This is a genomic window from Hafnia alvei, assembly GCF_034424155.1.
GTDB classification, from domain to species: Bacteria; Pseudomonadota; Gammaproteobacteria; order Enterobacterales; family Enterobacteriaceae; genus Hafnia; species Hafnia alvei.
In genome coordinates, this window is sequence record NZ_CP139992.1 from 1847137 (window position 1) to 1871510 (window position 24374).

Annotated in this window: 23 protein-coding genes, 4 tRNA genes and 2 pseudogenes; 13 read left to right on the forward strand and 16 right to left on the reverse strand. The window is 45.0% G+C overall.

Annotated features, from left to right (window positions below; genetic code table 11):
* Positions 1–104: 104 nt before the first annotated feature.
* Positions 105–1595 (reverse strand): efflux transporter outer membrane subunit, encoded by a 1491-nt coding sequence (locus U0008_RS08590; protein WP_051874116.1) that lies wholly within the window; start codon positions 1593–1595, stop codon positions 105–107.
* A gap of 373 nt (positions 1596–1968) precedes the next feature.
* Between U0008_RS08590 and amyA the strand changes: the two genes are divergently transcribed.
* On the forward strand, positions 1969–3450 hold the full coding sequence (amyA, locus tag U0008_RS08595) for an alpha-amylase (protein ID WP_043492691.1): 1482 nt from the start codon (positions 1969–1971) through the stop codon (positions 3448–3450).
* 9 nt (positions 3451–3459) lie between these two features.
* Here the strand turns inward: amyA and U0008_RS08600 are convergent, their stop codons facing one another.
* The 5 genes from U0008_RS08600 to U0008_RS08620 form a co-directional block, all read right to left on the reverse strand.
* Positions 3460–4248 carry a Csu type fimbrial protein gene (locus U0008_RS08600; protein ID WP_227660072.1) on the reverse strand — a complete coding sequence of 263 codons (789 nt, stop codon included), beginning with the start codon at positions 4246–4248 and terminating at the stop codon, positions 3460–3462.
* Between the two features lie 192 nt (positions 4249–4440).
* On the reverse strand, positions 4441–6801 hold the full coding sequence (locus U0008_RS08605; protein ID WP_043492796.1) for a fimbria/pilus outer membrane usher protein: 2361 nt from the start codon (positions 6799–6801) through the stop codon (positions 4441–4443).
* Positions 6802–6869: 68 nt separating this feature from the next.
* Positions 6870–7631: a fimbrial biogenesis chaperone gene (locus U0008_RS08610; RefSeq protein WP_051874119.1), complete on the reverse strand. Its 762-nt coding sequence runs from the start codon at positions 7629–7631 to the stop codon at positions 6870–6872.
* Positions 7632–7646: 15 nt separating this feature from the next.
* Complete coding sequence (locus U0008_RS08615; RefSeq protein WP_043492692.1) at positions 7647–8129, reverse strand: Csu type fimbrial protein; 483 nt, start codon at positions 8127–8129, stop codon at positions 7647–7649.
* Between the two features lie 60 nt (positions 8130–8189).
* Positions 8190–8759, reverse strand: a complete 570-nt coding sequence (locus U0008_RS08620) for a spore coat protein U domain-containing protein (RefSeq protein WP_025801660.1) — start codon at positions 8757–8759, stop codon at positions 8190–8192.
* A gap of 613 nt (positions 8760–9372) precedes the next feature.
* Here U0008_RS08620 and U0008_RS08625 point away from each other — a divergent pair.
* The 3 genes from U0008_RS08625 to U0008_RS08635 all read left to right on the forward strand — a co-directional run bounded on the left by U0008_RS08625 (position 9373) and on the right by U0008_RS08635 (position 10656).
* Complete coding sequence (locus U0008_RS08625) at positions 9373–10038, forward strand: gamma-glutamylcyclotransferase (RefSeq protein WP_043492696.1); 666 nt, start codon at positions 9373–9375, stop codon at positions 10036–10038.
* A 114-nt stretch (positions 10039–10152) separates the two neighbouring features.
* A tRNA-Lys gene (locus U0008_RS08630) sits at positions 10153–10228 on the forward strand.
* 209 nt (positions 10229–10437) lie between these two features.
* A complete protein-coding gene (locus U0008_RS08635; RefSeq protein WP_043492699.1) occupies positions 10438–10656 on the forward strand; it encodes a DUF7661 family protein in 219 nt (72 codons plus the stop codon).
* Between the two features lie 101 nt (positions 10657–10757).
* On the opposite strand, the gene U0008_RS08640 is transcribed toward U0008_RS08635, so the two are convergent.
* The 4 genes from U0008_RS08640 to U0008_RS08655 all read right to left on the reverse strand — a co-directional run bounded on the left by U0008_RS08640 (position 10758) and on the right by U0008_RS08655 (position 12973).
* Positions 10758–11204 (reverse strand): VOC family protein, encoded by a 447-nt coding sequence (locus U0008_RS08640; protein WP_043492703.1) that lies wholly within the window; start codon positions 11202–11204, stop codon positions 10758–10760.
* 693 nt (positions 11205–11897) lie between these two features.
* Complete coding sequence (locus U0008_RS08645) at positions 11898–12158, reverse strand: DUF2545 family protein (protein ID WP_025801664.1); 261 nt, start codon at positions 12156–12158, stop codon at positions 11898–11900.
* 117 nt (positions 12159–12275) lie between these two features.
* A complete protein-coding gene (locus tag U0008_RS08650; RefSeq protein ID WP_025801665.1) occupies positions 12276–12620 on the reverse strand; it encodes a GlpM family protein in 345 nt (114 codons plus the stop codon).
* 128 nt (positions 12621–12748) lie between these two features.
* The gene (locus U0008_RS08655; protein ID WP_004094789.1) at positions 12749–12973 is read right to left on the reverse strand and encodes a DUF2594 family protein; all 225 of its coding nucleotides are present in this window, start codon (positions 12971–12973) and stop codon (positions 12749–12751) included.
* A gap of 609 nt (positions 12974–13582) precedes the next feature.
* On the opposite strand from U0008_RS08655, the gene uvrY reads away from it, so the two are divergent.
* The 6 genes from uvrY (at position 13583) to U0008_RS08685 (ending at position 17127) form a co-directional block, all read left to right on the forward strand.
* Positions 13583–14239, forward strand: a complete 657-nt coding sequence (gene uvrY / locus U0008_RS08660) for a UvrY/SirA/GacA family response regulator transcription factor (RefSeq protein WP_025801666.1) — start codon at positions 13583–13585, stop codon at positions 14237–14239.
* Positions 14232–16064 carry an excinuclease ABC subunit UvrC gene (uvrC, locus tag U0008_RS08665; RefSeq protein WP_043492707.1) on the forward strand — a complete coding sequence of 611 codons (1833 nt, stop codon included), beginning with the start codon at positions 14232–14234 and terminating at the stop codon, positions 16062–16064. Before uvrY ends, uvrC begins: the two co-directional genes overlap by 8 nt.
* A gap of 57 nt (positions 16065–16121) precedes the next feature.
* Positions 16122–16670 (forward strand): CDP-diacylglycerol--glycerol-3-phosphate 3-phosphatidyltransferase, encoded by a 549-nt coding sequence (gene pgsA, locus U0008_RS08670; protein ID WP_025801668.1) that lies wholly within the window; start codon positions 16122–16124, stop codon positions 16668–16670.
* Positions 16671–16828: 158 nt separating this feature from the next.
* Positions 16829–16904: transfer RNA gene (locus U0008_RS08675), tRNA-Gly, on the forward strand.
* 52 nt (positions 16905–16956) lie between these two features.
* A tRNA-Cys gene (locus U0008_RS08680) sits at positions 16957–17030 on the forward strand.
* A gap of 10 nt (positions 17031–17040) precedes the next feature.
* Positions 17041–17127, forward strand: a tRNA-Leu gene (locus U0008_RS08685).
* A 123-nt stretch (positions 17128–17250) separates the two neighbouring features.
* On the opposite strand, the pseudogene U0008_RS08690 reads toward U0008_RS08685, so the two are convergent.
* Positions 17251–17802: pseudogene (locus U0008_RS08690) on the reverse strand (tyrosine-type recombinase/integrase); the annotation flags it as partial.
* Positions 17803–19082: 1280 nt separating this feature from the next.
* The gene (locus tag U0008_RS08700) at positions 19083–19364 is read right to left on the reverse strand and encodes a DUF1883 domain-containing protein (RefSeq protein WP_025801669.1); all 282 of its coding nucleotides are present in this window, start codon (positions 19362–19364) and stop codon (positions 19083–19085) included.
* A 703-nt stretch (positions 19365–20067) separates the two neighbouring features.
* Here U0008_RS08700 and U0008_RS08705 point away from each other — a divergent pair.
* On the forward strand, positions 20068–20580 hold the full coding sequence (locus U0008_RS08705; protein WP_043492712.1) for a YagU family protein: 513 nt from the start codon (positions 20068–20070) through the stop codon (positions 20578–20580).
* Between the two features lie 137 nt (positions 20581–20717).
* On the opposite strand, the gene U0008_RS08710 is transcribed toward U0008_RS08705, so the two are convergent.
* The 3 genes and pseudogenes from U0008_RS08710 to U0008_RS08720 form a co-directional block, all read right to left on the reverse strand.
* A complete protein-coding gene (locus U0008_RS08710; RefSeq protein WP_043492716.1) occupies positions 20718–21188 on the reverse strand; it encodes a helix-turn-helix domain-containing protein in 471 nt (156 codons plus the stop codon).
* A gap of 158 nt (positions 21189–21346) precedes the next feature.
* Positions 21347–21872, reverse strand: a pseudogene (locus tag U0008_RS08715) (transposase).
* A gap of 249 nt (positions 21873–22121) precedes the next feature.
* A complete protein-coding gene (locus U0008_RS08720; protein WP_025801672.1) occupies positions 22122–22658 on the reverse strand; it encodes a cytochrome b in 537 nt (178 codons plus the stop codon).
* Positions 22659–22788: 130 nt separating this feature from the next.
* Between U0008_RS08720 and U0008_RS08725 the strand changes: the two genes are divergently transcribed.
* Both U0008_RS08725 and U0008_RS08730 read left to right on the forward strand, forming a co-directional pair.
* Positions 22789–23007, forward strand: a complete 219-nt coding sequence (locus U0008_RS08725) for a DinB/UmuC family translesion DNA polymerase (protein ID WP_327058446.1) — start codon at positions 22789–22791, stop codon at positions 23005–23007.
* Complete coding sequence (locus U0008_RS08730; RefSeq protein WP_043492719.1) at positions 22923–23159, forward strand: DUF4113 domain-containing protein; 237 nt, start codon at positions 22923–22925, stop codon at positions 23157–23159. Before U0008_RS08725 ends, U0008_RS08730 begins: the two co-directional genes overlap by 85 nt.
* A gap of 329 nt (positions 23160–23488) precedes the next feature.
* Here U0008_RS08730 and U0008_RS08735 read toward each other — a convergent pair whose 3' ends face one another.
* Positions 23489–24355 (reverse strand): hypothetical protein, encoded by an 867-nt coding sequence (locus U0008_RS08735; RefSeq protein ID WP_043492722.1) that lies wholly within the window; start codon positions 24353–24355, stop codon positions 23489–23491.
* Between the last annotated feature and the right edge of the window lie 19 nt (positions 24356–24374).

Consider the following 24374-nt stretch of genomic DNA (forward strand, 5'->3'; position numbering starts at 1 on the left):
AAAAGGTAGGCGTTTTGTGAATCATTTTGTGAACTTGGTTACATGCAGGAGAGGTGCGAGGAGAAATATGGGCAGCCAAGAGAAACCATGCCGCCCATATTGACTTATGACTTGCTCGATGTTCCGCTCGCTCGGTATCCACCGCCGAGTGATTTGGTAAGGTTGATATCGGCATCGATCCAACGGCCGTGCAGCTCGATCAGCTTGGATTGTTCCGCTAACAAAGGAAGCTTAGCTTTTGCCACGTTAACGCCGCTGATTAAACCTGCTTGGAAGCGCATTTGGGTGAGCGACCAGATTTTTTGATCGCCGTCCACCACTTCGGTTTGATGCGCGCTTTGATCCGAAATCGTCTGGATCTGGGTAATGCCTTTCGTGACTTCTGTGACGGCATTGACTACCGCTTTGTTGTAGCTGGCGATATTCAAGTTGCTGTTGCTTTGTACAATGCTGAGATTGGCGTTAAGGCGTCCACCATCAAAAATAGGTAGCGTTAAGCCCAATATGCCGCCCATTTGCTGCGCGGAGCCACGGAACAGATCGCTAAGGTGCAGCGCATCGTTCTGCAAGAATCCCATTAGGTTGATTTCCGGATAGAACGCGGCTTTGGCGGCATCAACTTGGCTCAATGACGCGTCGATATACCAGTGTGCGGCTTGCAAATCGGGGCGGCGGGCCAGCAATTCATAGCTGAGATTTTGCGGTAGGGTGCTAATGACGTCGGGTAACGGTACCGTTTTGAGCGCAGGTAACGGCGTTTTCAGCCCGATAAGCGCCTGTAAGTTCGCCCGTAACAAGAGCAGATTGCCACGCGATGCGTCGATTTGCTCATCGATTTTGGTGAATTGCGTTTCCGTTTCAGTTTGTTCGAGCGAAGAGATAATGCCTTCGTTGTAAAGTTTGCGATCCGTGTCGGCAATGATCGCCTCTTGAGCTTTGACCTCAATCAGGATGTCCTGCAATGCCTTAACGGTTTGAATATCCCAATAGATTTGGGTTACGGCGGAGGAAACCAGCAGTTCACTTTCAGCCAGTTCCGCCTGTCGTGCTTTGTAAACGCCGAGCGCTGATTCTACCTGCGCGCGGTTTTTTCCCCATAAATCCAGATCGTAGCTGGCCTGCAAACCGAAAGTGCCGTTGGTATACCATGGCCCCGTCGTTCCTGCGGCGGGATCGTCAAGCGCAAACGGCCCCATCACACCTTCAGCCGACATTTTTTGGCGCTCCACGTCGGCACCGAAATTCACGATAGGTAAATCATCGGCGCGCGCCCGATCGGTTTGCGCTTTAGCAATTTCAACGCGTTGGCGAACCACGGCAAGGCTAGGCGAATCGGCAAGTGCTTGCTCAACCAGTTGGTTGAGCTGAGGGTTGTGATAATTTTGCCACCAGTGGTTTCCCGGCCATGCGCGGAGTGCGCCTGCGGGGGCATCGTTGATGTGTATTTGGCTAAGATCGGTTTGCGGTAGCGGTGTTTTGTCTGAATGGATCATCGCACAGCCGCCGATCGCGAAAGATAACGCGATAAGTAAACTGGAGCGTAATAGTTTTTTGTTAGGAATAATAGAATGATTTTTTTTATTTGTTTTATTCATGTGTTTACTTGAATTGATAATAATGGATGATGATTTCATTACCCATATTGAAATGGAGTCATTAGTCAGTGAACACTAAAGGCTTTTCTTATTTTTGTTTTATGCAGTTGTGCGGATATTGGTTATTTTCTCTAAAAACTAAATGTAGTTTTTATAATTAATTTGAATTAATAATTCATATGATTTTTTTCATATTCATTATGAATGGCTGTTTCTTTTATTTAATGAGTTAACTCCATTGTTAATACATTTATAACGTTGGTAGAACATCACGCCATCAGGCATTTAAAATGCGTTTTCTTTGAATATTTTTGGTTGTGTGCTGATTTTTCATCCATGCTTAGAGTTCGGCCTTTTTTAGGGATGACTCACGATGACAAAAACCACACTGTTTCAGTTCTTTCACTGGTATTACCCCGACGGCGGGAAATTGTGGCCAGAAGTGGCTGATAAGGCGGAGTATCTCTCGACGCTGGGAATAAGCCACGTTTGGCTTCCTCCCGCGTACAAAGGAGCCAGCGGCGGCTACTCTGTGGGGTATGACTCTTACGATCTCTTCGATCTCGGGGAGTTCGACCAGAAAGGGAGCGTGCCAACCAAATACGGTGATAGAGCGGGATTAGAACATGCGGCGCAGTGTTTGCAATCGCATGGGCTACAGGTGCTGTTTGACGCGGTGCTAAACCACAAATTGGGTGCGGATGAGAAAGAGCGTGTGCATGTGCGCCGCGTTGAAGAGCACGACCGCAATGATATCGACGATAGCGCTTTTGAAGCATTAGCTTACACCCGCTTCGTGTTTCCGGGACGGCAGGGGAAATACTCTGAGTTTGTTTGGGATTATCGCTGCTTTAGCGGCGTTGATTACATTGAAGAACCGAATGAAAACGGCATTTTTAAAATCATGAATGATTTCGGCGAAGATGGCTGGAACGACGATGTTGATAAAGAAAATGGTAATTATGATTATCTGATGGGCGCCGATATTGAATTTCGTAATGAGGCGGTTAATGAGGAATTAAAATTCTGGGGGCGTTGGTTATTGGATTCCGTGCCCTGCGATGGATTTCGCTTGGATGCGGTGAAGCATATTCCCGCATGGTTTTATTCCCAATGGCTAGATCATCTGCGTGAGCATTCTGGCCGTGAGTTGTTTACCGTGGCGGAATATTGGTCGCCGGAGGTTTCAGCGTTACAGAACTATCTGCATGAAACAGAAAACAAACTGATGCTGTTTGATTCCGTGCTGCATACCAAATTTCATCATGCGTCTAAATCGGGCAGTGATTACGATCTTTCGACGCTGTTTGCTGACACGTTGGTAGCAAGTGCCCCTGAGAATACGGTCACGCTGGTGGCGAACCATGATACTCAGCCGTTGCAGTCGCTGGAAGCGCCGGTGGAACCGTGGTTTAAACCATTGGCTTACGCGTTAATCCTGCTGCGCGAACAGGGCGTGCCCTGCGTTTTCTATCCCGATCTGTTTGGTGCGACCTATACCGATAAAGGTGATGACGGCCAAGACTATGAAATCATCATGCCCGTTATTCCTGAGCTTGAAAAATTGATTGAGGCTCGTCAGCGTTTTGCCAACGGTGCACAGCATGATTATTTTGATGCACCACAGTGTGTGGCCTTTGTGCGTGATGGTACCGAGGAAGCATCGGGCTGCGTGGTGATCATGACCAACGGTGATGTGGCGTCTAAGCACGTACAGCTGGCAGAAGGTTTGGCTGGGCGGCGGTTCTATGATTTCCTCGGTAATCATAGCGATGTAGTGACCACTGGCGATGATGCCAGCGCTGAGTTCCCCGTGTCGGCGGGGAGCGTCAGCGTTTGGGTTCTAGAACAGTAAACGAAAGCCTTAAAAAGCGACGTCGACGACCAGCGTATCGTTGTAAACGCCTGCGGGTGGCGTGTTCTGGGTGGGAAATATTTTAGCCGTATAGCTATAGGTTTTCGTCATGGTGTCAGGGCTGGTGGTGGTGGCAGCAGTGCTGCTCCAGCGCTGGCTGCCGACCGATCCCCAGCGGTTATTGCTGGTTGACTGATAGATATCGTAGCTGAGTAGATTTGCTGCGCCATTAAGCATGTTGCGTACGCCACCGCTGGCATTTTGCCCATCACTGATCCCCACGGTATAGGTTGCGCTCTTGGTGCAAACCAAGGTGATAGTCCCAGATTGAGTGCTAAAGCTACCTGCCACTGGCGCACTGCCGAAGTTGATATCGGGCGCGGTAATGGTGGCGCAGTCGTTTGTCACATTTAGGGTTACTGGAATGACTAAGGTGTCGCTACCGGTGTCGTTATTCAGGCAAAGTACCAACGCTCCGGCGGTACAAATATCCCAAGTGACGGTGAGCGTGATACTCGTTGCATAGGAACCCGCGGCCACGGATTGGGCAACAGTGCTCAGTGTGAAGGGTAATGAGTACTGTTTATTAGTTAATAACCCCAAGAACGTTGAGCTAGGAATAGATTGCGTACCGTTGACGCTAATCTCGGTGGCTGATGTGCAAATTGGGGTAATACACATCAATCTGAGTGGGATTGTATCCGTCGTGCTGCTGGTTAGGATCGCGCGGGAGCCGCTGGTTGTCGTAGCACTGGTATAAGCGACGACGATGGAGCCTGGGGCCGCAATGGCGAGCACGATAGGGCAGCTTATTTGATATTGAATGTTTGAGACTGGGGTGTGGAGCTCACGACGACAGAGCTGACAGTGCCATAGTTGACGATGATGGGTTTCGTCAGCGTGCAGTCGTGGGTGGTCGCGGCGCTGGCTGAAAATGAGAGAAATCCCCCTCCGAGCAGAATAATAATGACGGCAATAATAGCTCTCATCTTAGTTGTTCTCCGCAGTAGCACTCAGTTGGCAGATAAAGGGACCATAGGTGCTTAACTTTTGTGAATGATTTTCAGGCAGGCTGAAATTGACGATGCAGTTTTGCCCATTGGGCGTGCGTACGTGCAGCGTGTTTTGATGTTCTAAATTTTCCAAATAGGCCAATCCGTCCCAGCCGACGTAGGCATCCGCTTTTCCCTGCTGCGATACGGTGCTCGACAGAGGGATAGCGGCTCCGGTTTGATCGTGCAAGATCACGCTGGCAGCACGGCGTTCGCGCACTGGGAAATGCACCACATAACCACTGTTGCGGCGCACAGAAATACGTTGTTCCGTGGTATCGGCGTAAATATCAGCAGGCAAACTTAGGGTATCAATGCTGAATTTAGACGGATAAAACGAGGAGACACCCGGCACCAGCATGTATCCTTGACGGTTTGTGGTGCCTTTGGGTTGGTTTTCAAAATTAACCCCAATATTGGGGTAGCCATCGGTACTGACGATCACAAAGGAATCGTTGATCTGATTAGCCGTCAGCAGCGTGTTGTCCATATAAACCAACGCTCCCATCATTTCTCCCCACTGGGTATAACGGTCAGATGGGCCGTAAACGCCGCCTTGTAGCTGAATATGCTCATTACGCCAGCCGAGCGTGGCCTGCTGATAGTTACTTTGTTGTGACTGATTGGCGTAGGCCAGATTCCACTTAAACCCGCCGTCGCTTGGCATTGCGTGGTCATAGTTGACGGTTTGTTGATTCTCGCCTGTAGCACTGCGCTGGGTTGTCACACTGACGTTATCGAACGCGTTGAACGGAATTTGAATCGATAGCGCTAATGCCCAATCTTGCTGCGAAGGATCGCGGCTGGCTGACACGTAAACGGTGCTGTTGCCCCACAGGCTTTTATTCCACGACAGGTTGAGCAGTCGGGTACGATCACCCGCGAAGCTTTGGATATCGAAATAGGCCAGACCAAAGCTGCCGAGTTGGTCTAGCGAAACTGCCGCCGAGTATTGGTCGCTACTTTTGCTTAGTGAATAAGAGGACTGGTTGGAATTGCTCTGTGGTACGTCGTACAGCGCGAGGTTACCAAAATTTTTATCGCGGCGGCTGTGCTGGGTGCCAACGTTGAAACGCGAATTGCTGTATTGATATCCCCAGTCATATTGATTTCCGCCTTTGCCATACAGGGTGCTGGTGGTTACCGAGGTATTGAGTACGCCAAAATAACCCAGTTTAATCACAGTACCGAGCCCGCCGAGTGCTAACTCTGGTGCGCCTTCGGCGTGAGATTCCAGCGTGAGGTAATCGTTGATTCCGTAACGATAGGAACCGCTGGCGGCAGCGCTTCCATAGGAGAAATCTTTTTCGCCGTAATCACGGCGTATTGCGCCAAGCGATAGTGTTGCGTCTGAAAGTCCGGGCTTCAGTAAGGTACTGGCGACATAAAAAGGCTGGGTGGTGGAGACGCGACGTCCCAGCGCATCGGTGGTGACTAAAACTGCCTCTCCCGCGCCGTTGACATACGGCAGGTTGGTGAGGGTGAACGGACCCGGCTCAAGGTTCGTGCTGGCCGATTGGTAGCCGTTAATAAAGAGGTCGGCGGTGGTCGGCACTGCCGTTTGTCCATTAAAGGCGGGAAGCGGATAGGTAATGATGTCGGGGCGTACGGAGAAATCGCGACCGACTGTAACGCCGCCTAAACGCACACTGTCACTCCAACTAAGTGCACCGGTGATTAAATCTCCCACTTGCCAACTGAAAGCGTGCGCTTCGTTCACGCCGCTTAGCGTAGTGTCGTAACGCCGAAACCCATCGTTGTTGTCGCCGCTGTTACCGCCAAAGCTTTTGCGCAATATGCCGGTGCTAGAGAGCGTTGCCTCAGGAGTGAAAATACGAAATTCGTTCCACGCTGACGAAAGGGTGGATTCGCCCTGAGTATGGCTGGTGTATACGTCATAGTTAAATAGCGCACCGCGACCGGCAACGGCTTGGGTTTGTTGGTTTGGGGTACCGGTGAATATCGATTGATTAGGCAGCCAGCTCGTCGGAATGTCGAGCAGTAGGCGCTGGCCTTCGCTGTCATAGTGCGTTTCGATTTCTGTATCAGCGGTTAAATCTGTTTCTGGCGAGGAAAACTTATCCGCAGGCAAACCAAGACCAATGAGCTCCGACGATTGGATGTAAAAATGACCGTTGCGTTGGATGACTGGAATGAGTTTGCCAGTATCGAAACGGTTAATGACCAAGGCTAAACGAAAATGTTGATCCTGATTGACAATATTTGCGGTGGGAGGCGGTGGCAGCTCACTGTTGCCCGGTTCGCCAAGTGCGATACCGGGCAAACTTAATGTGACCATAAGCTGCACAGCGTGGCTGCGCCAAATCCTGATGGCTTTCACGGCGGTATCTTAACGGGCTGGGGCGACTATTGCGCTGGGCCTGACTGCCAGATCTTGCTGTCGCTATTCACTTCAGCTTTTAGCGTTTCGCCATGAGTCACACCTGTTGGTAATGCCCAAGTCCGATAGGATCCGGCGAGAACGTAACCTAATAGCCCATCGGCTATCGTTCTGCCGTTAATCGATACTTTGCTCAGGCGTGCATGAACGTTACCACGGTTGGTGACCTCAATGGCTGGATGGCCATTATTAGTGGTCATTTTCCAACTAAGTTGGCTTTGGCTAAGATGCACCGGTTCTGCCGCATTGCGCTGGAAATTAACGCCGTCGCCATAAACAAATAAAGGCAGCGAATAGCGCATTAAAAGTGACACGCCGGCCTGAGACCCCGCGGAATGTTCTGCTGCTGGAACTTCATCTATCAAAATACGGAACGCTTGTTCTTGCCCAGCAGGCGTAGGGGATTGGCGGATTAGCCTGATTAATTGTTTTTTTCCTGCCCCGATATTCACAATGGGAGGGCTTGCAACAACGTCTTGTTGGCTCCGATAATTTTCTTCTCCAGCAACCTGTTTCCAGCCAAGAACTCTAATTTGCATCGTTGCGGCTGTAGAGCCTTTATTTTCTAGCCATAGCTCAGTGGCATTATCGTTGGCACCTAAGGCGGGATCGATCGGCCAGATCAGCATATTTGTGGCAGCGTTGGCATTTATTGTCGCGACGGCGCCTAATAACGTGCTACCTAGAATAATGCAAAGATGACGTGTGGAGCGATGCAGGTTGCTCATTATTATCTCCTTGATTTACCAAGTGAGCGTCACCGTTAATGTATCGGTGTAGCTCCCTGAAGGGCTAAAGCCGTTAAGTTGTAATACGCCGTAAATCGGCAAAATAATGTTGTTATTAGAGCTGGAAATATTGAGCGGAACGTTTTGGTTCACGATGATTTCATTGGTATGCGCCGCATCGGTATAAATACGATAGGGTAGTTGCAGGCTATTTCCGCTTTGCATCACATTGCGCACCGTTGTGAAATTAGAGCCCCCATTAATCGCCATATTTAGCGTTACGCCGGGAGTGCATGCCAGCGTTAGCGAGGTATTTTGGACAAAAGTACCGTTAACACCGCCGGTACCCGTGCCGGGATAGGTACCGAAACTCAGGGTTCCAAACAGGCTTCCTGTGCCTAGAACAGCGCATCCTGCCACGATGGTTGCCTGCGCTTTGAACTGCGCGGTGATGATGGCGTTGGCGCTCCCCACAATGAGCCCCCACAGCAAAACCACCGCTAAAAGCGACTGAAGCGCTACCTTTAATGCGCACCACTCCCGCGTTTTCACGGTAAATTAATAAGTAATGGTAATGTTTAAAGTGTCGGCATAAGCACCTGCTAATACGTTAGTACTGTTCGCCACCCCAACGATTTTCCCCCAAAGTGCATAGCTGTTAGTGTTTCCACTCGTGCTTACTGCGGTTAATACTGCGCCGTTGGCTAACGCCGTGGTCATGGCTGATGTGCCATAAACGCTATAGGCGATACCTTGGGTGGTGGCGGTTGGGCTGATCAAATATCGCCCAGGAGTGCCTACGGTGCCATAGACCGTGGTAGGGGCTGCGTTAAGGCTGCTGGTGAGTGCGACGGTATAGCTGGCACCTGCCGTGCATTGCACGTTGAATGTATTGCCGCCGGTGCCTCCACCGGTAAATGTGGCAGACAACGTGTCAAAGGTAGCGACAGATGTTCCAAAGTTCAAAGAGCCGAAGTTAACACCTGTTTGAGCAGGTGAGCCGTTCACTAAACAACCGTTGGTAAGTGTTAACGTTACGGCAACGGTACCTGTTGTGGTAACTGCCATAGCCGGTGCTGAAAATAAGCCAGCGCTAGCTGCGATTGCGAAAATAAACCGTAGCTTCATCGTCCATCCCTCATGGTAAGTAGACAGCTAAACAGCAATTAATTTTCGACTGGTGAAATGCGCAAAGAAAGCAAAAACTTCAATAATTCTTATATTTCAGGCTTATATTACAAATGTAGCCTAAGTGATAAAAAATCACCACTACTATGTGACAAAACATAATTTGCTGTTATTCAGGGATAAATTGGCGGAAATGAGAAGTATTCTTATTTTATGCTGGTGAGTATCAAAAGCGGAAAAATAAGGAGTAAAGATTCGTTAACGAAAAAGGGAATAAAACTAGCCAGCGAGGATTTTTGTATTATCAATAAAAATTGATAATTTGCAGAAATATTTTCTGGGGAGTAGCATTGTTATACACATTAGTGGTCATGCCTGATGGGCAAACAGATTATGCAATCCTTTCATGCTTTTCTTAAAAACAAATCTCAATTTATGGCAGCGTTTTGGTCGATAATGATTATTATCTGCGAAACCTCCATTGCGCTATACATCATTCGAAATATTTGATTACCGCACAACCGCCATACGGCGCATGATGACAGTTGAGTTAAAACGATCTATAGATTAGTTTAAATTCACTGTCGTTGTTTTCTGCGCGGGGGAGGTTAGCGTGTTAACTCGAAAACTATTAGAGTCGCAAGACTATGCCAAAACCTACTCGGCCTTAGAAAACCTGTTCTGGACACCAGCACAGCTGGATGCGTCTTTGAATCAGGTGCTTGAGACCTGCCCTGAAGGGCAGGGGATTTGGGTTTTTGGCTATGGTTCACTGATTTGGAATCCGTTGCTTGAATTTACCGAAGTGCAGCCCGCATTCTTAAAAGGCTGGCAACGTGATTTCAATATTCGTCTACTCGCCGGGCGTGGTTCTGAATGTACTGCGGGACGTATGCTGGGGTTAAAGCCGGGAGGTGAGACGCGGGGGCTAGCATTTCGCTTATCGGATGAAAATGCGCGTAGCGAACTGCAGTTGCTTTGGACTCGTGAGATGCTCGCGGGAGTTTATACACCGCAGTGGTGTTCGCTGGCTCTTGAGGATGGCCGAGAGATTAAAGGCATTACCTTTATCACCGACCCTGAGCATCCGCTCTATGAGTCTTGTTCGGCGCTAAATACTGTGGCGACTCTGATCTCTCAGGCGACTGGTGTATTAGGCACCAACGCAGAGTATTTATTCTCTTTAGACTCTGCGCTAGAACAGCATCGTATGCCCGATCACAACATCACACAGCTGGCGCGCTGCGTGCGTCAAATTCAGCAAACAAAGTCACAGTGATCATCGATGTTTATTTTTTAATCGTTTCGTAAACTTAGGCGGACAGGAGATGCCCGCCTAGGGATTGTGTGATAATTGACGCATGCGTCACAGAAGAGAATAATCATTCCCGTTGGGTCGTTAGCTCAGTTGGTAGAGCAGTTGACTCTTAATCAATTGGTCGGCGGTTCGAACCCGCCACGACCCACCAACAAAACCTTTCAATATTAACAATCTAAATCATTTTCTTCGATAACCCTTATTAATTTTAATTCAGTGATGGCGACAAAGTGGCGACAGCGGTTTTGTGCCAGCGCTAACCCTATATTATCTGTATGACCAGATCGCAATCTACCAGCCTAGTTTCTTCGGGCAACAGTGCTACTATGCCTGAAGGCAGTGTGAGCTAGAGGGATTGTTATGATGATATTCAATGTATTTGGTCGTCTTATCGGTGTTAAAAGAAGTCAGACGGGATATTTGCTTTTTAATGTTTCAGGCGCGGAATATAAGTGTTCGCGAATATATGATGTGATTATTCCTGATTTCATTGCCGAAGATGAAATACCTCAATGGCTTGATGATATATATCATGAGGCAGCAACGATGGAACATCCTGATGTTTATCGGGTTGAATAGCAAAAATCCGCAATGAGCGGACTTTTGTTAGGTCTTATCTAGCTGTAGACCCTTTCTCCACTATCACATTATAGTGGCGACGATGAGCCAAAGCATGGCTGTTATATCTTTTGCGCAATATCCCAGATAAAGCCAAAGGGATCTTTCACGCGTGCTTTTAAATCACCCCAGAACATTTCAGTTGGCTTACTCAGCACACTGGCGCCAGCTTGTTTCATAGCTTCTACCAACGCCACTGTGTCATCAACGTACATATAGAAAATGAACGGTGTTGGGAAACCTGATGTTTGTGGGCTGCTTAAGTCAGAGTCCCAGCCTTCCTTATTTATCGTAAAGTTGGTTCCACGATAGCGAATGCGTGCGAATAACATTTCTCCATTATCGTCTTCCAGTTCTGCAATAGCCACCATCCCCATCGAATTGGTGTAGAAATCAACTGCAGAACTAACATTGGGAACGTTAAGCGCAGTGGTTAACCAAGTTAGCCCCATGCCTTCCCATGGATGGGTGCGATCTTCAACATTATTGAACCAGGTGAGTTTATCCATTTTTGTTTCCTTCAAAAATTAGTTGTTTAAATATTTATATGTATGAGTTCATATGTAGAAAAGTTATTTTCTGCAGTCGCTGCATTTTATCGGGAATTAAAAACAAATACTGTATATAAAAACATGTTAACGGTTAATTTATGTTGCTAGGTTTGTCTGATTTTTTTTAAAAGTTGTTATATGAATGCTTGTTAGAAAATAGAGATAAAATTTATATCAATTATTCAGATAATTAAGCTCAATAACTAAGTATAAGAATGCATCAATAGAAATCATCATCCTTTGTTCATAGAGTGTTTAGCCAAGTGTCTATATAGTGCGTTGGCGTTCAAATAAAGAGCTAACGCCGCAAAGTGCGAGTGCCGGAGATAAGCGCCGGAATTGAACGTAATTTATTGATGTTATGATCATGAGTGCAAGCAGTGAATCCATTAGCGCACTAATTACTAAGTGCGATAGCAATAATTGCTAATTATAACTCACGGTATTATGACATAGTGATTTTGCCCCGTTAAAGAGCTAACACCGCCGAGAGCGAGTGCCGGAGATAAGCGCCGGGATGGGGCATAAGTTCACAAAAGAGGCCACCGCAAGGTGGCCTTGTTATTTGTATCTTCTTCTATGTATTGTCATCACATCTCACAAATCTAAAATCGCCCTTTGCCGAAAGGCTCTTCTAGCTGAGATATCTTTTCATTGCTTCTGCTCGCGTACTGCATAACTGGTGGTGAACACGATAAGTGCGCCTGCAATTGGCGATAATAAGGTGGCTATTCCTGCAGTTAGTTCAGCCCCATCGGAGATATAAAATGCAGCAAAGTAAAGAGCAGCGGCAAGGATCACCATGCCTAAGCAACTGAATATCGCGTATATCCCGCCTCTGCGGGAATATGCAAATAAACTAACGGTAAGAATGGCGAGTGACAGAATGACAAATCCGTAGAGAGGCTCCATCGTCAAGCTCCTTTAGCTAAGTTTAATTAACATAATGGCTCCTAACTCGCATCAAAACATTAACCTTAGTCATAAGATACTTGATTTTATTGACGATAAAAAAACTAGCGAAGGTGATTATCCAACGCCATGAAATTTGTTCCACAACGTTACTAAGGCCCAAGCAGAGGCAACCCAGCAGAATACGGCGATTATGAGAGAGAATGAGAGGCGCAGATGTGCTATCAGAAAATAGAGTGACAGAAGGTAGATAAAGTAGGGAATGATGGCCCATATCCCAAAGATGATGGTTGAACGAAGTGCTTCAATAGAACGCTCTGTACCAACAATGTAGTGGGCGATCAGCGCAAAGGTAGGAAAAAGAGGGATCAAGCCAGCAATATAATAGTTTTTACTTCTAGCCAAAATAGCAATCAGCAAAACAACGAATGCACCTAGTAACGCTTTGAACAACAATCCCATTGTTAGTCACGCTCATACTTATATATTTAAGCAGTATCATTGCATAATAAAGCAAGGCGGAGAACTATTCAGGGACAAAACAGTACAAGATTTGGCTTACAGCAGGGTGCAAGCCAAATCTAAGCAGATTATTGACGGTAAGCGTGTTTAATCTGGCAAATAGCGTGCTTGAAAGACTCTGACTGAGAGGCATCTTCGAGCTGAGCCGCAAATTTTTCCATGTTAATAATCACTTTACCCGCATCGGCTTGGCCCATGGCTTTTAACATGAAGGTCAGAGTGGCTTTTAAGCACGCGACTTCATTGGCCAGAGTTTCGATAGTGGATTCGGTTGAGAAATCTACGTTGCTCATATTGTACCTTTAATGGAATGTTTTGCCCTTGATGAAGTTAAATGGATCAATGCATGGGAAGAGCTGCTCATCAAGGACGGATTTTTTTAAGCTGCAGAGTATACCACAGGTTAAAAACTTTGAGGATGCATGAGAGCGATCGCTTTTATCAAAGCGGGGTTTTAACTTTTACTCGCAGGGGAGAGTTAAATAGTTTCAAACGGTTAATGTTTGTTCGGCGTGGGTGAAATATATTCAAATTGTTATTGTTCTTAATAGTTTTCATTATTAAAACGATATTTTCTGTTAGGTCAAAGAGTATGTTTTAGCAAAAAAACTATTAACTTCACGACTTGTTTACGTTTAATTATACAAAGATGTTGTTAATGTTGAGTTATTATTAACTTATTGATTTTAATGGATATCAAAGAGCCGTGTTTTTGTATCTATTCACTGACTAAGCCGCTTTTTGTGCATGACTAGGGTTGAGAAATAGAACCTTGTATCTTTAGGAAGATAAAATCAGTATTAAGTGATTAAACTATTCATTCTTGCTTAAAAAAACAGTATTATCGAAGCTTACTGGCAATAAAAACATGTCATTAATTCCTTCTTTGGGGAGACTTTTCTTTGATCAGCGTTCTTCTTGTTGATGACCACGAACTGGTGCGCGCAGGGATTCGACGCATTCTTGAAGATATCAAAGGGATCAAAGTTGTTGGTGAAGCACAATGTGGCGAAGATGCTGTCAAATGGTGCCGCAGTAACAGCGCAGATATCGTATTAATGGACATGAATATGCCAGGCATTGGCGGACTTGAGGCAACGCGTAAAATATTGCGTTATAACCCTGACGTCAAAGTTATTATGCTGACTATTCATACGGAAAATCCGTTGCCGGCGAAGGTTATGCAGGCTGGCGCATTTGGATACTTAAGCAAAGGTGCCGCGCCGCAAGAGGTGGTGAACGCCATACGAGCCGTTCATTCTGGACAACGTTATATTGCGTCTGATATCGCACAGCAGATGGCGTTGAGCCAATTGACGCCGCAGACAGATTCGCCGTTTGGGTGCTTATCTGAACGCGAACTCCAAATTATGCTGATGCTCACTAAAGGCAGCAAAGTGACGGAGATTTCTGAACAGCTCAATTTGAGCCCGAAAACGGTAAATAGCTACCGCTATCGTATGTTTAGCAAACTCAATATTAACGGTGATGTCGAGTTGACTCATTTAGCAATTCGCCATGGATTGTGCAATGCAGAGAACCTGTTAAACAGTGACTGAACGTTTTGATTCTGTAGAGTTTCTAAAAACGGTGACCAACCAGCCCGGCGTCTATCGTATGTATGACGCCACTGAGACGGTTATCTATGTCGGTAAGGCCAAAGATCTCAAAAAACGTCTATCGAGCTATTTTCGCCAAAACGTGGGAAGTCGCAAGACGGAAACGTTAGTTAAAAATATCGCCCAGATAGATGTTACCGTGACCCATACGGAAACAGAGGCTTTGCTGCTTGAACACAATTATATAAAGCTCTATCAGCCGCGCTATAACGTATTGTTGCGCGATGATAAATCCTATCCCCTTATTTTCCTCAGCGCTGACAATCATCCTCGGTTATCCATTCACCGTGGAGCAAAGCATGCGAAAGGGGAGTATTTCGGCCCGTTCCCGAACTCCTATGCTGTGCGTGAAACTCTCGCACTTTTGCAGAAGCTTTTTCCTATTCGACAGTGCGAAAATAGCGTTTATCGCAACCGTTCACGTCCTTGCCTGCAATACCAAATTGGTCGTTGCCTTGGCCCATGCGTTAAAGGTTTGGTGAGCGATGAGGAATATGAGCAGCAGGTAAATTACGTTCGCTTATTTTTGTCTGGCAAAGATAGCCAAGTGCTCGATTCACTCGTCGTTCGAATGGAAGAGGCGAGTAAAGCGCTTAAGTTTGAAGAAGCAGCGCGGATCCGGGATCAAATTCAAGCCGTAAGACGCGTTACTGAGAAACAGTTTGTTTCTGGCAACAGTGATGATCTTGATGTTATTGGCGTTGCGTTTGACTCAGGTATGGCATGTGTACACGTACTCTTTATCCGACAGGGTAAAATATTAGGCAGCCGTAGTTATTTCCCTAAAGTGCCTAGTGGGACTGAACTGAGCGAAGTCGTGCAAACCTTCGTGGGGCAGTTTTATTTGCAAGGTAGCCAAATACGTACGCTACCGGGTGAGATTTTGCTTGATTTCACGCTGCCTGAAAAAGATATTTTGTCTGACTCTATTTCAGAACTCGCTGGTCGTAAGGTGAATATTCAAACACGACCACGAGGCGATCGCGCTCGCTACCTAAAATTAGCGAAAACAAATGCGCAGACGGCATTGATCACTAAACTTTCTCAACAGTCGACTATTCATCAGCGGCTAACGGAGCTCGAGAAAGTGCTGCATCTGTCTGACATTCGCCGTATGGAGTGTTTTGATATCAGCCATACCATGGGTGAAGAAACCGTTGCATCATGTGTGGTTTTCGATCAGCACGGGCCGGTGCGTTCTGAGTATCGACGCTACAATATTACCGGTATTACGCCGGGTGATGACTATGCGGCGATGAATCAGGTGTTGCGCAGACGCTATGGCAAGGCACTTGAAGAAGATAAAATTCCAGACGTTATCTTTATCGACGGCGGTAAAGGTCAGTTAGGGCAGGCGAAAAATGTTTTTGCCGAACTTGATGTGCCTTGGGATAAAAATCGTCCTTTATTGCTGGGTATCGCGAAGGGCAGCGATCGTAAAGCAGGTCTCGAAACGCTGTTTTTACAACCGGAGGGCGAGGGTTTCTCATTGCCGCCCGATTCTCCGGCACTGCACCTGATACAGCATATTCGTGATGATTCTCACAATCATGCGATTACAGGCCATCGTAAGAAACGTGCAAAAGTGCGCAATACCAGCTCTCTCGAAACTATAGAAGGTGTTGGGCCAAAACGTCGTCAAACGCTTTTGAAGTACATGGGTGGTCTACAGCCTTTGATGAATGCAAGCGTGGAAGAAATTGCAAAAGTGCCAGGTATTTCACAGGCTTTGGCAGAAAAGATCCACAATGCATTGAAACACTAGGGGCATTGTAGCAACATACAAATAATATCCACATATGGAAGATAGTTACCTCACGCTATGCGATTAAATATACCGACCTTACTCACTCTGTTTCGCGTTGTCCTGATCCCATTTTTTGTTGTGGCGTTTTACCTTCCGTTTACCTGGGCTTCATTTGCCTGCGCATTGATTTTTGTGTTTGCTGCGGTAACGGATTGGTTTGACGGTTTCCTCGCCCGCCGGTGGAAGCAGACAACGCGCTTTGGTGCATTCCTTGATCCGGTTGCTGATAAAGTGATGGTGGCAACGGCGTTGGTGCTGGTATGCGAGCATTATCACGTCTGGTGGATCACTTTGCCTGCCGCAACGATGATCGCGCGCGAAATCATTATTTCGGCGCTACGTGAGTGGATGGCTGAAATTGGCAAACGCAGCAGCGTTGCAGTTTCTTGGATCGGCAAGGTAAAAACCTCTGCACAAATGCTGGCCTTAGTGGGGCTGTTATGGCGTCCTGATACCTATGTGATCATTGCGGGTGTCATCGCGTTGTACATTGCGGCAGTACTGACATTCTGGTCAATGTTCCAATATTTGAACGCTGCACGGAATGATTTGCTCGAACCGTGATCGAAATGCGTTAAAAATCAGCAAACAGTCGTTGTGAGATAAAAATGATGTTGACGCGGTTCGTGAGATAAGTAGAATGCATCGCATCAGACGGCAACGACGAAAAGCCAGAAGATACAAGCAGCTAAGTTAGTGAGGTTTACTAGCTAAAATGCTAAGCGGGAATAGCTCAGTTGGTAGAGCACGACCTTGCCAAGGTCGGGGTCGCGAGTTCGAGTCTCGTTTCCCGCTCCAAATTTAAAAGCTGGCACGAAAGTGCGGGTTTAGTTAGAAAGCTAAAGATTTTGGCGCGTTAGCAAAGCGGTTATGTAGCGGATTGCAAATCCGTCTAGTCCGGTTCGACTCCGGAACGCGCCTCCAAATTTCCTTAGCCCGGGTGGTGGAATCGGTAGACACAAGGGATTTAAAATCCCTCGGCTGTAAGGCTGTACGAGTTCAAGTCTCGTCCCGGGTACCAAGGAAATTTACTAGAATAATCAAAGCAATAAAGCAGTGTCGTGGCCGCCGAGAGGCGGTTTTTTTGTGTTTAAAATCCGCCTTTCACCATTGTTTCGCCATTGGCTTTCGCCATTAACTGCCGTTACTTCTGCCCACCAACGACCGGAACGACTGCTATTTTTCTGTCATAGCGTGCAGTTTGCGTCGCATTTTTATGACCTGAAATCGCCTGCTTATCACTTAACGTTCCCTCCAGATCTGAAATCCCTTTTGTCTTCAAATCATGGAAGGTGAAGTTAAAGTCTAATTCTGAATATTTCACTGCCGCTGCTTTCTTTGCCTTCATCCAATGTGCATTGAAGCTATCCCGGGTATAACGTGAACCAGATTGCTGGTGGAGCACAAAAATACTCACCATGCCTGAGGATAGAGGCAATTTGCCTGCTAGATCGATTGCAGCTCTTAAGCGGTCGGTCCATGCCTTGATTTGTGATACGGCTGTCTTGCTCTGCTGGATTAGAATTCCTCGGTCTATGAGTTGGCCTTTCTTCATTTCTAATATGTCACCTTGCCGTGCACAGCATAGATAAGCTAACTCCATCGCAACCTTGACAATATCTGGAGCCACGCAATAAAGCGCTGCATACTCTTCATCAGTTATGTATCTAGTTCGCGCCTGCTCTTTAAAACGTTCATGGCGTTAGCCAAGCAGCATAGTTGCTCAGATGGCCATGTTGGGAAGCTGCTACAAAAAGATGAAGGTATTGGTGAAGATTTGCTGATGGCATTGGATGTTCGCAAGAAATGGACCGTTAGGTGCGAAATGATAGAGAACCAAAAAGGTTTTTTAATAGCTTTACGTACGTAAAAACGCTGATATTCTGATAAGAGTGGTCAGTTCGTAACACAGCTTACAAAATCAAACTTCGCTTAGGCGGGTTTTTTGATTAATGGAACTTCGGAACGGTTTATTATAGCCAATATCAGAATGAATTTGACAGGGTGTCTGCCAAAGTTCGTAACTAAATTTCTAATGGTTTGAATATATCCTCGATTAAATAATTCCTATTGATGATTCACTATAAAGAATTAAGAGTCTTATTATGGTGGGCCATCGCTTTCAACATAGATAGTTTAAGGCCACCACAAGTGATTTCAAGTTAATCGTGTATTTAAACGGTTTGTGCATATACGCCGTAATGCTCTATTAGCTAGTGGAATTCTATTTTCTAGAATTTTAGTAGCGGAACGACAGCACTTCTTGTGATTCAAAAGGCATAAACCAAAGACAGTAAAGGTAAGCAACGTAAAGCAAATAAGTAATAAAACAGTGATTTTAACTATAAAAAACTTCATTTTAGGTTGAATTATCCTGATATGTTATATTGTATCATATCAATGATATGAGAATAATCCCATCATGTATAGCTTTTACTGCTCTACTTTTTATAATTGTTACAAATCTAGTGTTACAGCAGCATTTTGTAACAAGAATAAAATGATCTCACTATGCATTGTTTAGGAGTTAGTATTTTTTCCATTAGAATCACATAAGTAACGATAAGTTATAGTTCTTGTTTGAAAGTGTTTAGTTTTTAAGTTGTATAATGGGATTCTAAAATTTTCCAGAATACGTTATAGATGAGAAAGATTATCCCAATTATTTTGATGCTAGTAATTTTTTTCTCTGGCATCAGCATGTGGTTTGTTATGCTTGCTCAAATGCCTAATTCACCTATCCAAATTTATTACAATAGCTCGAAGAGTAAGTTACTAAAAAGAGACTATGTTGGCTTACATCAAATAAGAAGAATAATAAGACATGTACAAGAAATAACTTAGATGTGATATTCTTGTGAATAATGTATCTAAATTTCCTAACGTTTTTTCATAATAATATATGTTTATTATCGTTATTCATTTCTGAGTATGAGCTTCCTTATGGAAGCTCTGGTCATGTATTGCTTTCAAATCTCAATCTAAAATTTGATTATCATCACGTGGTATGACAGTCAAACCAATTGTTGGAAGTGATCGCCCAGTTAAATGGGGTTCAATAACGATATTCCAAATTCCTTCATAGGGTACTTCGATTATTGCAGGAAAGTAGGAAAAAAAACCGCCATGGTAATTTGGCCAACTATCCTGGCTAAAGCGATCGTAGTACTTATCATTGATTAGCAGAACCTTAGCTGGTTCTGAACAGACAACTTTCACGTAGCTATTCGAGGTTAGATATAGTTGTTTATGCTTCATCCAATGGGACTCCATGTCCAAAAAAAATCCACTGCTCCGATTTGATGCAGTGGAAGACCTATCAATTAAAGTCTCAAGTTAAGGGAAACTAAGCGACACAAGGTCATATACCTATAAATAGGTATTTCCGTTTGTGCAACACTTAAAATATCAAATTTATTGGACTATTAATCTGCGTCATTAATGGATGTTGAATATTTGTAAAGTATTGTATTTAATTACAATATACTTTCTAAATATCATTGCTACTGCTTAGTTCATTGTCTTTATGCTGAATGTTCAAAGCTGCTTGCACTAACAAAAGAGTTGAGGTTTTTTCATAGATTAGTATTATTTAACAATTAAGTTGTAGTGGCTTTCTGAGTTGGTTTCTTCGTTGCTTGCTCTATCATCAGATTTCAGCATATTACTCAGCGATGAAGGGATAAGCTAGAGCGGGTTGTATGCTGTCCAATCGCATGATCATCTCCATGTAGCATCGGTAACAGGTGGGTATCTTTCAACAACTGGAGATAGCTAAGCTGAATGGGGCTCTCGGGTTAACCGTAATATCTAGGTGGTAGATTTAGCCACCCAGTAGCATTGTAAGCGAAATACATAATAGAAGATTTTTCTTAAAATTAACCTTACTTAACTAAAGTATATGCTTTGTTAATCTTTTCGATGTTAAATAATCATTACAAGGATTAACAGAGGATTTAGTATGTCAATTAAACTTCTTGAGACAACACCAAAACAAAATCGTCATTATTTTATAGCCTTAGCCATAGGGGTTATAACGGGGATCATTTCGGCATTTGTTAAGTCTGGAACGGAGGATATTCTTCCTCCTCGAACCCCCGATCGTATTGCTCCTCCTGTACAGATGCTGACTGATATGGGCATTGATTGGCACTCACTTGTTTATAGTTATTCTGATCAACTGGTGTATTGGGGTGGGAATTTTGTACATATTGTTTTTTCTATTGCCGCGACTGTTTTTTATTGCGTAGTTGCCGAAATATTTCCTAGAATTACGATGCTTCAGGGTATTGTTTTTGGTATTCTTTTTGCTGTTATCTGTCACGGGATTATGCTTCCAATACTTGGGCTATCACCAGCGGTTATTCATCTGCCTGCAGACGAAATCATATCAGAGGTCCTAGGAACCTGCTTATGGATATGGTCTGTTGAATTACTACGCATTGCGCTTAGAGAAAAAATGGTAAAAATCTAAGCCTAAGATTTAAACTTAGATAAGTAGTTTAGCTGGCCACAATCCTATGTGGCCTTTTTCGTATATAGCGGCCACTAAATAGACATCCATATAATGAGGTTTTCTATTTGAGGTAAGTTACAGATGCACACTCTTGATTATCTTTTCAATAGGCGCTGGAGTCGTTTTTGCTTCCACTGAATGATCCAATTTCGCAGTAAAAAAACGCGAATCCCCTTAACCACAATGAATGCCAACCATATGCCTACAGGCCATATAAACCAGAATGTGTTATGTGGAGTGACGAGATTTATAACGACTAACACACCGCAGACGATCAGCGCAGAAACAAGTGAACGGAAAAATTTTTGCTCTTCCTCAACTCGCTCTCTAGCAGCATTGATTTTATCATCTGCAGCTTGGCTCGTTTCAGTCAACGGCTGAGATTCGTTTGCTAGCTCAGAAATATTAATTTCAAAAGCTGCCGCGAGGGCACTGAGTGTCTCTAAGCTTGCATTATCTCCATTTTCTAATCTCTGAATGGTTCTAACGCTTAATGCGCAGATTTCCGCTAACTGTTCTTGAGACCATCCGCGAGCAAGACGGAACCTTTTAATGCTGTTAGTCATTTTAGCCACCATGATTGTTTTAAACACATATCTAGTTTGACCAATCTTGTTCTTTTTAACACGACTTTGGCCTGACACTCACCTGACAATAACCCGACAGCGCAGATTTAACGATTGGCTTTGTTGTTTGATCCTACCCACGTAATGTGGACACAGCTCTAAGCGAGGTTCTGGTTTTCAAATTGTTCCGGGCTGGGACCGCCACACGCGCTATGGCTGTAAGCACACTCGATATAACTAAACACCGTCGTCCGCATTATTTCCCAGCTGGCAAAGCGTTCTCCGTGGATACATTCCACTTTCAGCGAATGAAAGAAGCTTTCCACATAGGCATTATCATTACAGCAACCTTTCGCGCTCATACTTTCCCGCAGATTGTGCCGTTTCAGCAGAGCCTAGTAATCCATTGTCCGCCACGGTCCGTGTGAACAATGACATTTTCCAGTCGTTTTCGCCTGCCTGCTTCGCCAGTTGCCGTTTGAGGCGGGCAATCTCAACAGACATATCCTGCTCACGTTCGGAAGAGGAATGTGCATTTTTCAGCTTGCTGCGCCAGGTATAAAGCTGTGATTCATAAAGACAGAGTTCACGGGCAATACGTTCCGCGAGTTTCATGGCTTACTGGCGGAATTCAGGTGTGTGTTGCTTACGGGGCTTTTTGCTGGTTGATACTGGTTTTGTCATGAGTAACCTCTTACTTGAGAGTTTACTCACTTAGTCGCGTGTCCACTATTCGCGGGTAGGATCAATTTTAGGCACCTGTCGGTATATGTATAAGCCGTGTTAATGATGATACGTTCGTCGCCAGAGAAATGGCGGTTATACAGCGATGATAAAACTCACCGAGCGGAAGTAACACGATGCAGAAATAGTTGGAAGGGGCACAGCAGTAGATTAAGGTGCTGTGCCACTAATGTTAGCTCTTGCCGTTTCTTACTGAGCCTTTTTATTCGGCATCATCCTCAAGAGCGTGTTGTCTTTTTGTATGTAGTGGTGAAATAACGCCGCAGCGGCATGAAATGCTATTAAGAAATAGCCAGCATTGGCGAGTATTTCATGGATATCTTTTATTGTTGTTTTTACTCCGCCATCAGCTGTCACAAAAGGCGAAATGGTAAAACCTAGCAAGCTCCATGATTTGCCACCATAGGCCATTAAAGCAATGCCGAGCATGGGTAAAGCAAGGAAGATTGCATAGAGCGCAATATGCATGAGCTTAGCTGTGTACATTTGCCAACGTGGTGGTTGTGGAACAATATTCGGATCTTTGTATTTATGCTTCAGCCCCAAACGAAAGAACATAAGTAGCCATACGAACACACCTGCGTTGTAATGAGTTGCTCTCATAGCAAGATAGGCATTTGAATCCTTGGGGAACCAGCCACGCAGCTCCATAGCGGCATAAGTAACAGCAATTAAGACTAGTGTGAGCCAGTGGAGTCGTATTTGTAGCTTAGAGAATTTTGTCATTGTCATACCCTTTGAAGCTAAGAGTATAAAGTTTACAAGTTAAAACTTAACAATTCCTTAATAAGGTTGTGGTTATAGTTATGAGGTGTTGGCAGACGACTATCCAAATCACTTAGATCTACTGGGATTGATGAGGTACTACAGTAAATTAGCTTCCTCACAATTAGAAATACCCGCAAATGACACTCGAGACATCGTCAAACACGTATTGTCATGTTTAGATAAGATTTGGCAGACGGCTAATCGGTATCAAAAGGCGGGATCATGCTTGGGGAATTTTGCGATAAGGGCGTGTCACAGCTTAATCTGTATGATGTGTTGGGGCCAAAGCCAAAGAGTGAGGCGCTGATGAAGGTTCTCGATGAGATAAACAATAAGGGTAGGGGCAAGATTTTGTTTACAGGGCAAGGGATCATGAAGGACTGGCAAATGAAGCGAAACATGCTTTCGCCAGCGTACACCGCGCGGTTTTCAGAGTTGCCAATAGCGTTTGCTAATTAAGTGCCTAGTCCTGTATCAGAATACAGAAAGGTATCAGTCTGCTAAAAGCGAGAAGCGGACATTACTAACAGCATTCTGTATGAATAACGGGGAGCAGATCATTCCTGTCCTCACGACGACGCCTATCTATCATGCAGTCGTTCTTTGGATCAAGACTCGTTCTGAAATGGTGTTTTTATGTATGTGCTGAATTCTGGGGCATAGAGTAAAACTTTCAAATTGCCAGAAACAGAAATGAGCGATTAAGTTGTCAAGTAATACCGGATATTTCAGCGATTCATCAGGAAATCATCGACCAGACTGCTGTACATTCTCATCGGACGATTTAACTATTCCTCAGGATCGCAGTTACTGCAATGACCTTCCATCCGGAATGCACCACATTTACAAGGCTCCATAGGAACAAAACCATCCATCTTGCTGTATTCACATTTATACCAGAGACAGACACCGGCCCTTTGTTCCGGTAAATAAATTACGGATGGGGCACTACATTCCGGACATTCCTGAAAATCCCAAGTTTGCAGATTATTCAGGCTGAAACCACAACAGATACAGTGAGTCCGTGTCGGAAAGCTTTCACCTTGGTAAAGGATAAAATGTGAAAAACTCTCACAAACGGGACAAAGTGCAAGGGTGTATTCCTGGTTAACAGTTATATCAAGGAATTGTTGCTCAAGAGCGATGATGTCTTGACGTAAATCAGAGTTCCATGAATTTTCGGTCTCATCTGACTGAATTATGACGAATGCGGGACGAAAAATTTGTTGGTACAGTTCACTCAGTTGCATTGCCAGTTCTTGCGGACGAACCTCAAGGGCAAAATGCTGAAGGTTATTACGCAACTGACCCACCGTTTTCATCATTTGTAACGCAGATTCAGAAAATTCGGCTGGGTAATATGTCTTTAACCGCTTACAAAGCTGGCTGACGTTGACAGATTTACACTGGTGTAATTCTGACTCAGTTGGATGCGCCGGATCCACACATTTTTCCTGAAGCGATGCTGGATTAAAAATCGCTCCAGACCCATTGCGCGAAACTACGGCCTTCAACAATAGCTCAGCGGCCTGAAAAAGGTTAAGCAGGCACTGTTTGTAGTCACGTCGATCATGACCTTCTAGCGCTTTGTTAAAGTAGTCCAGCCCGGTTTCCACCGAATCCAACGCATTTTCTAGTAAGTTAAAACGGACCATATCAAAGCCCCCCGAATAG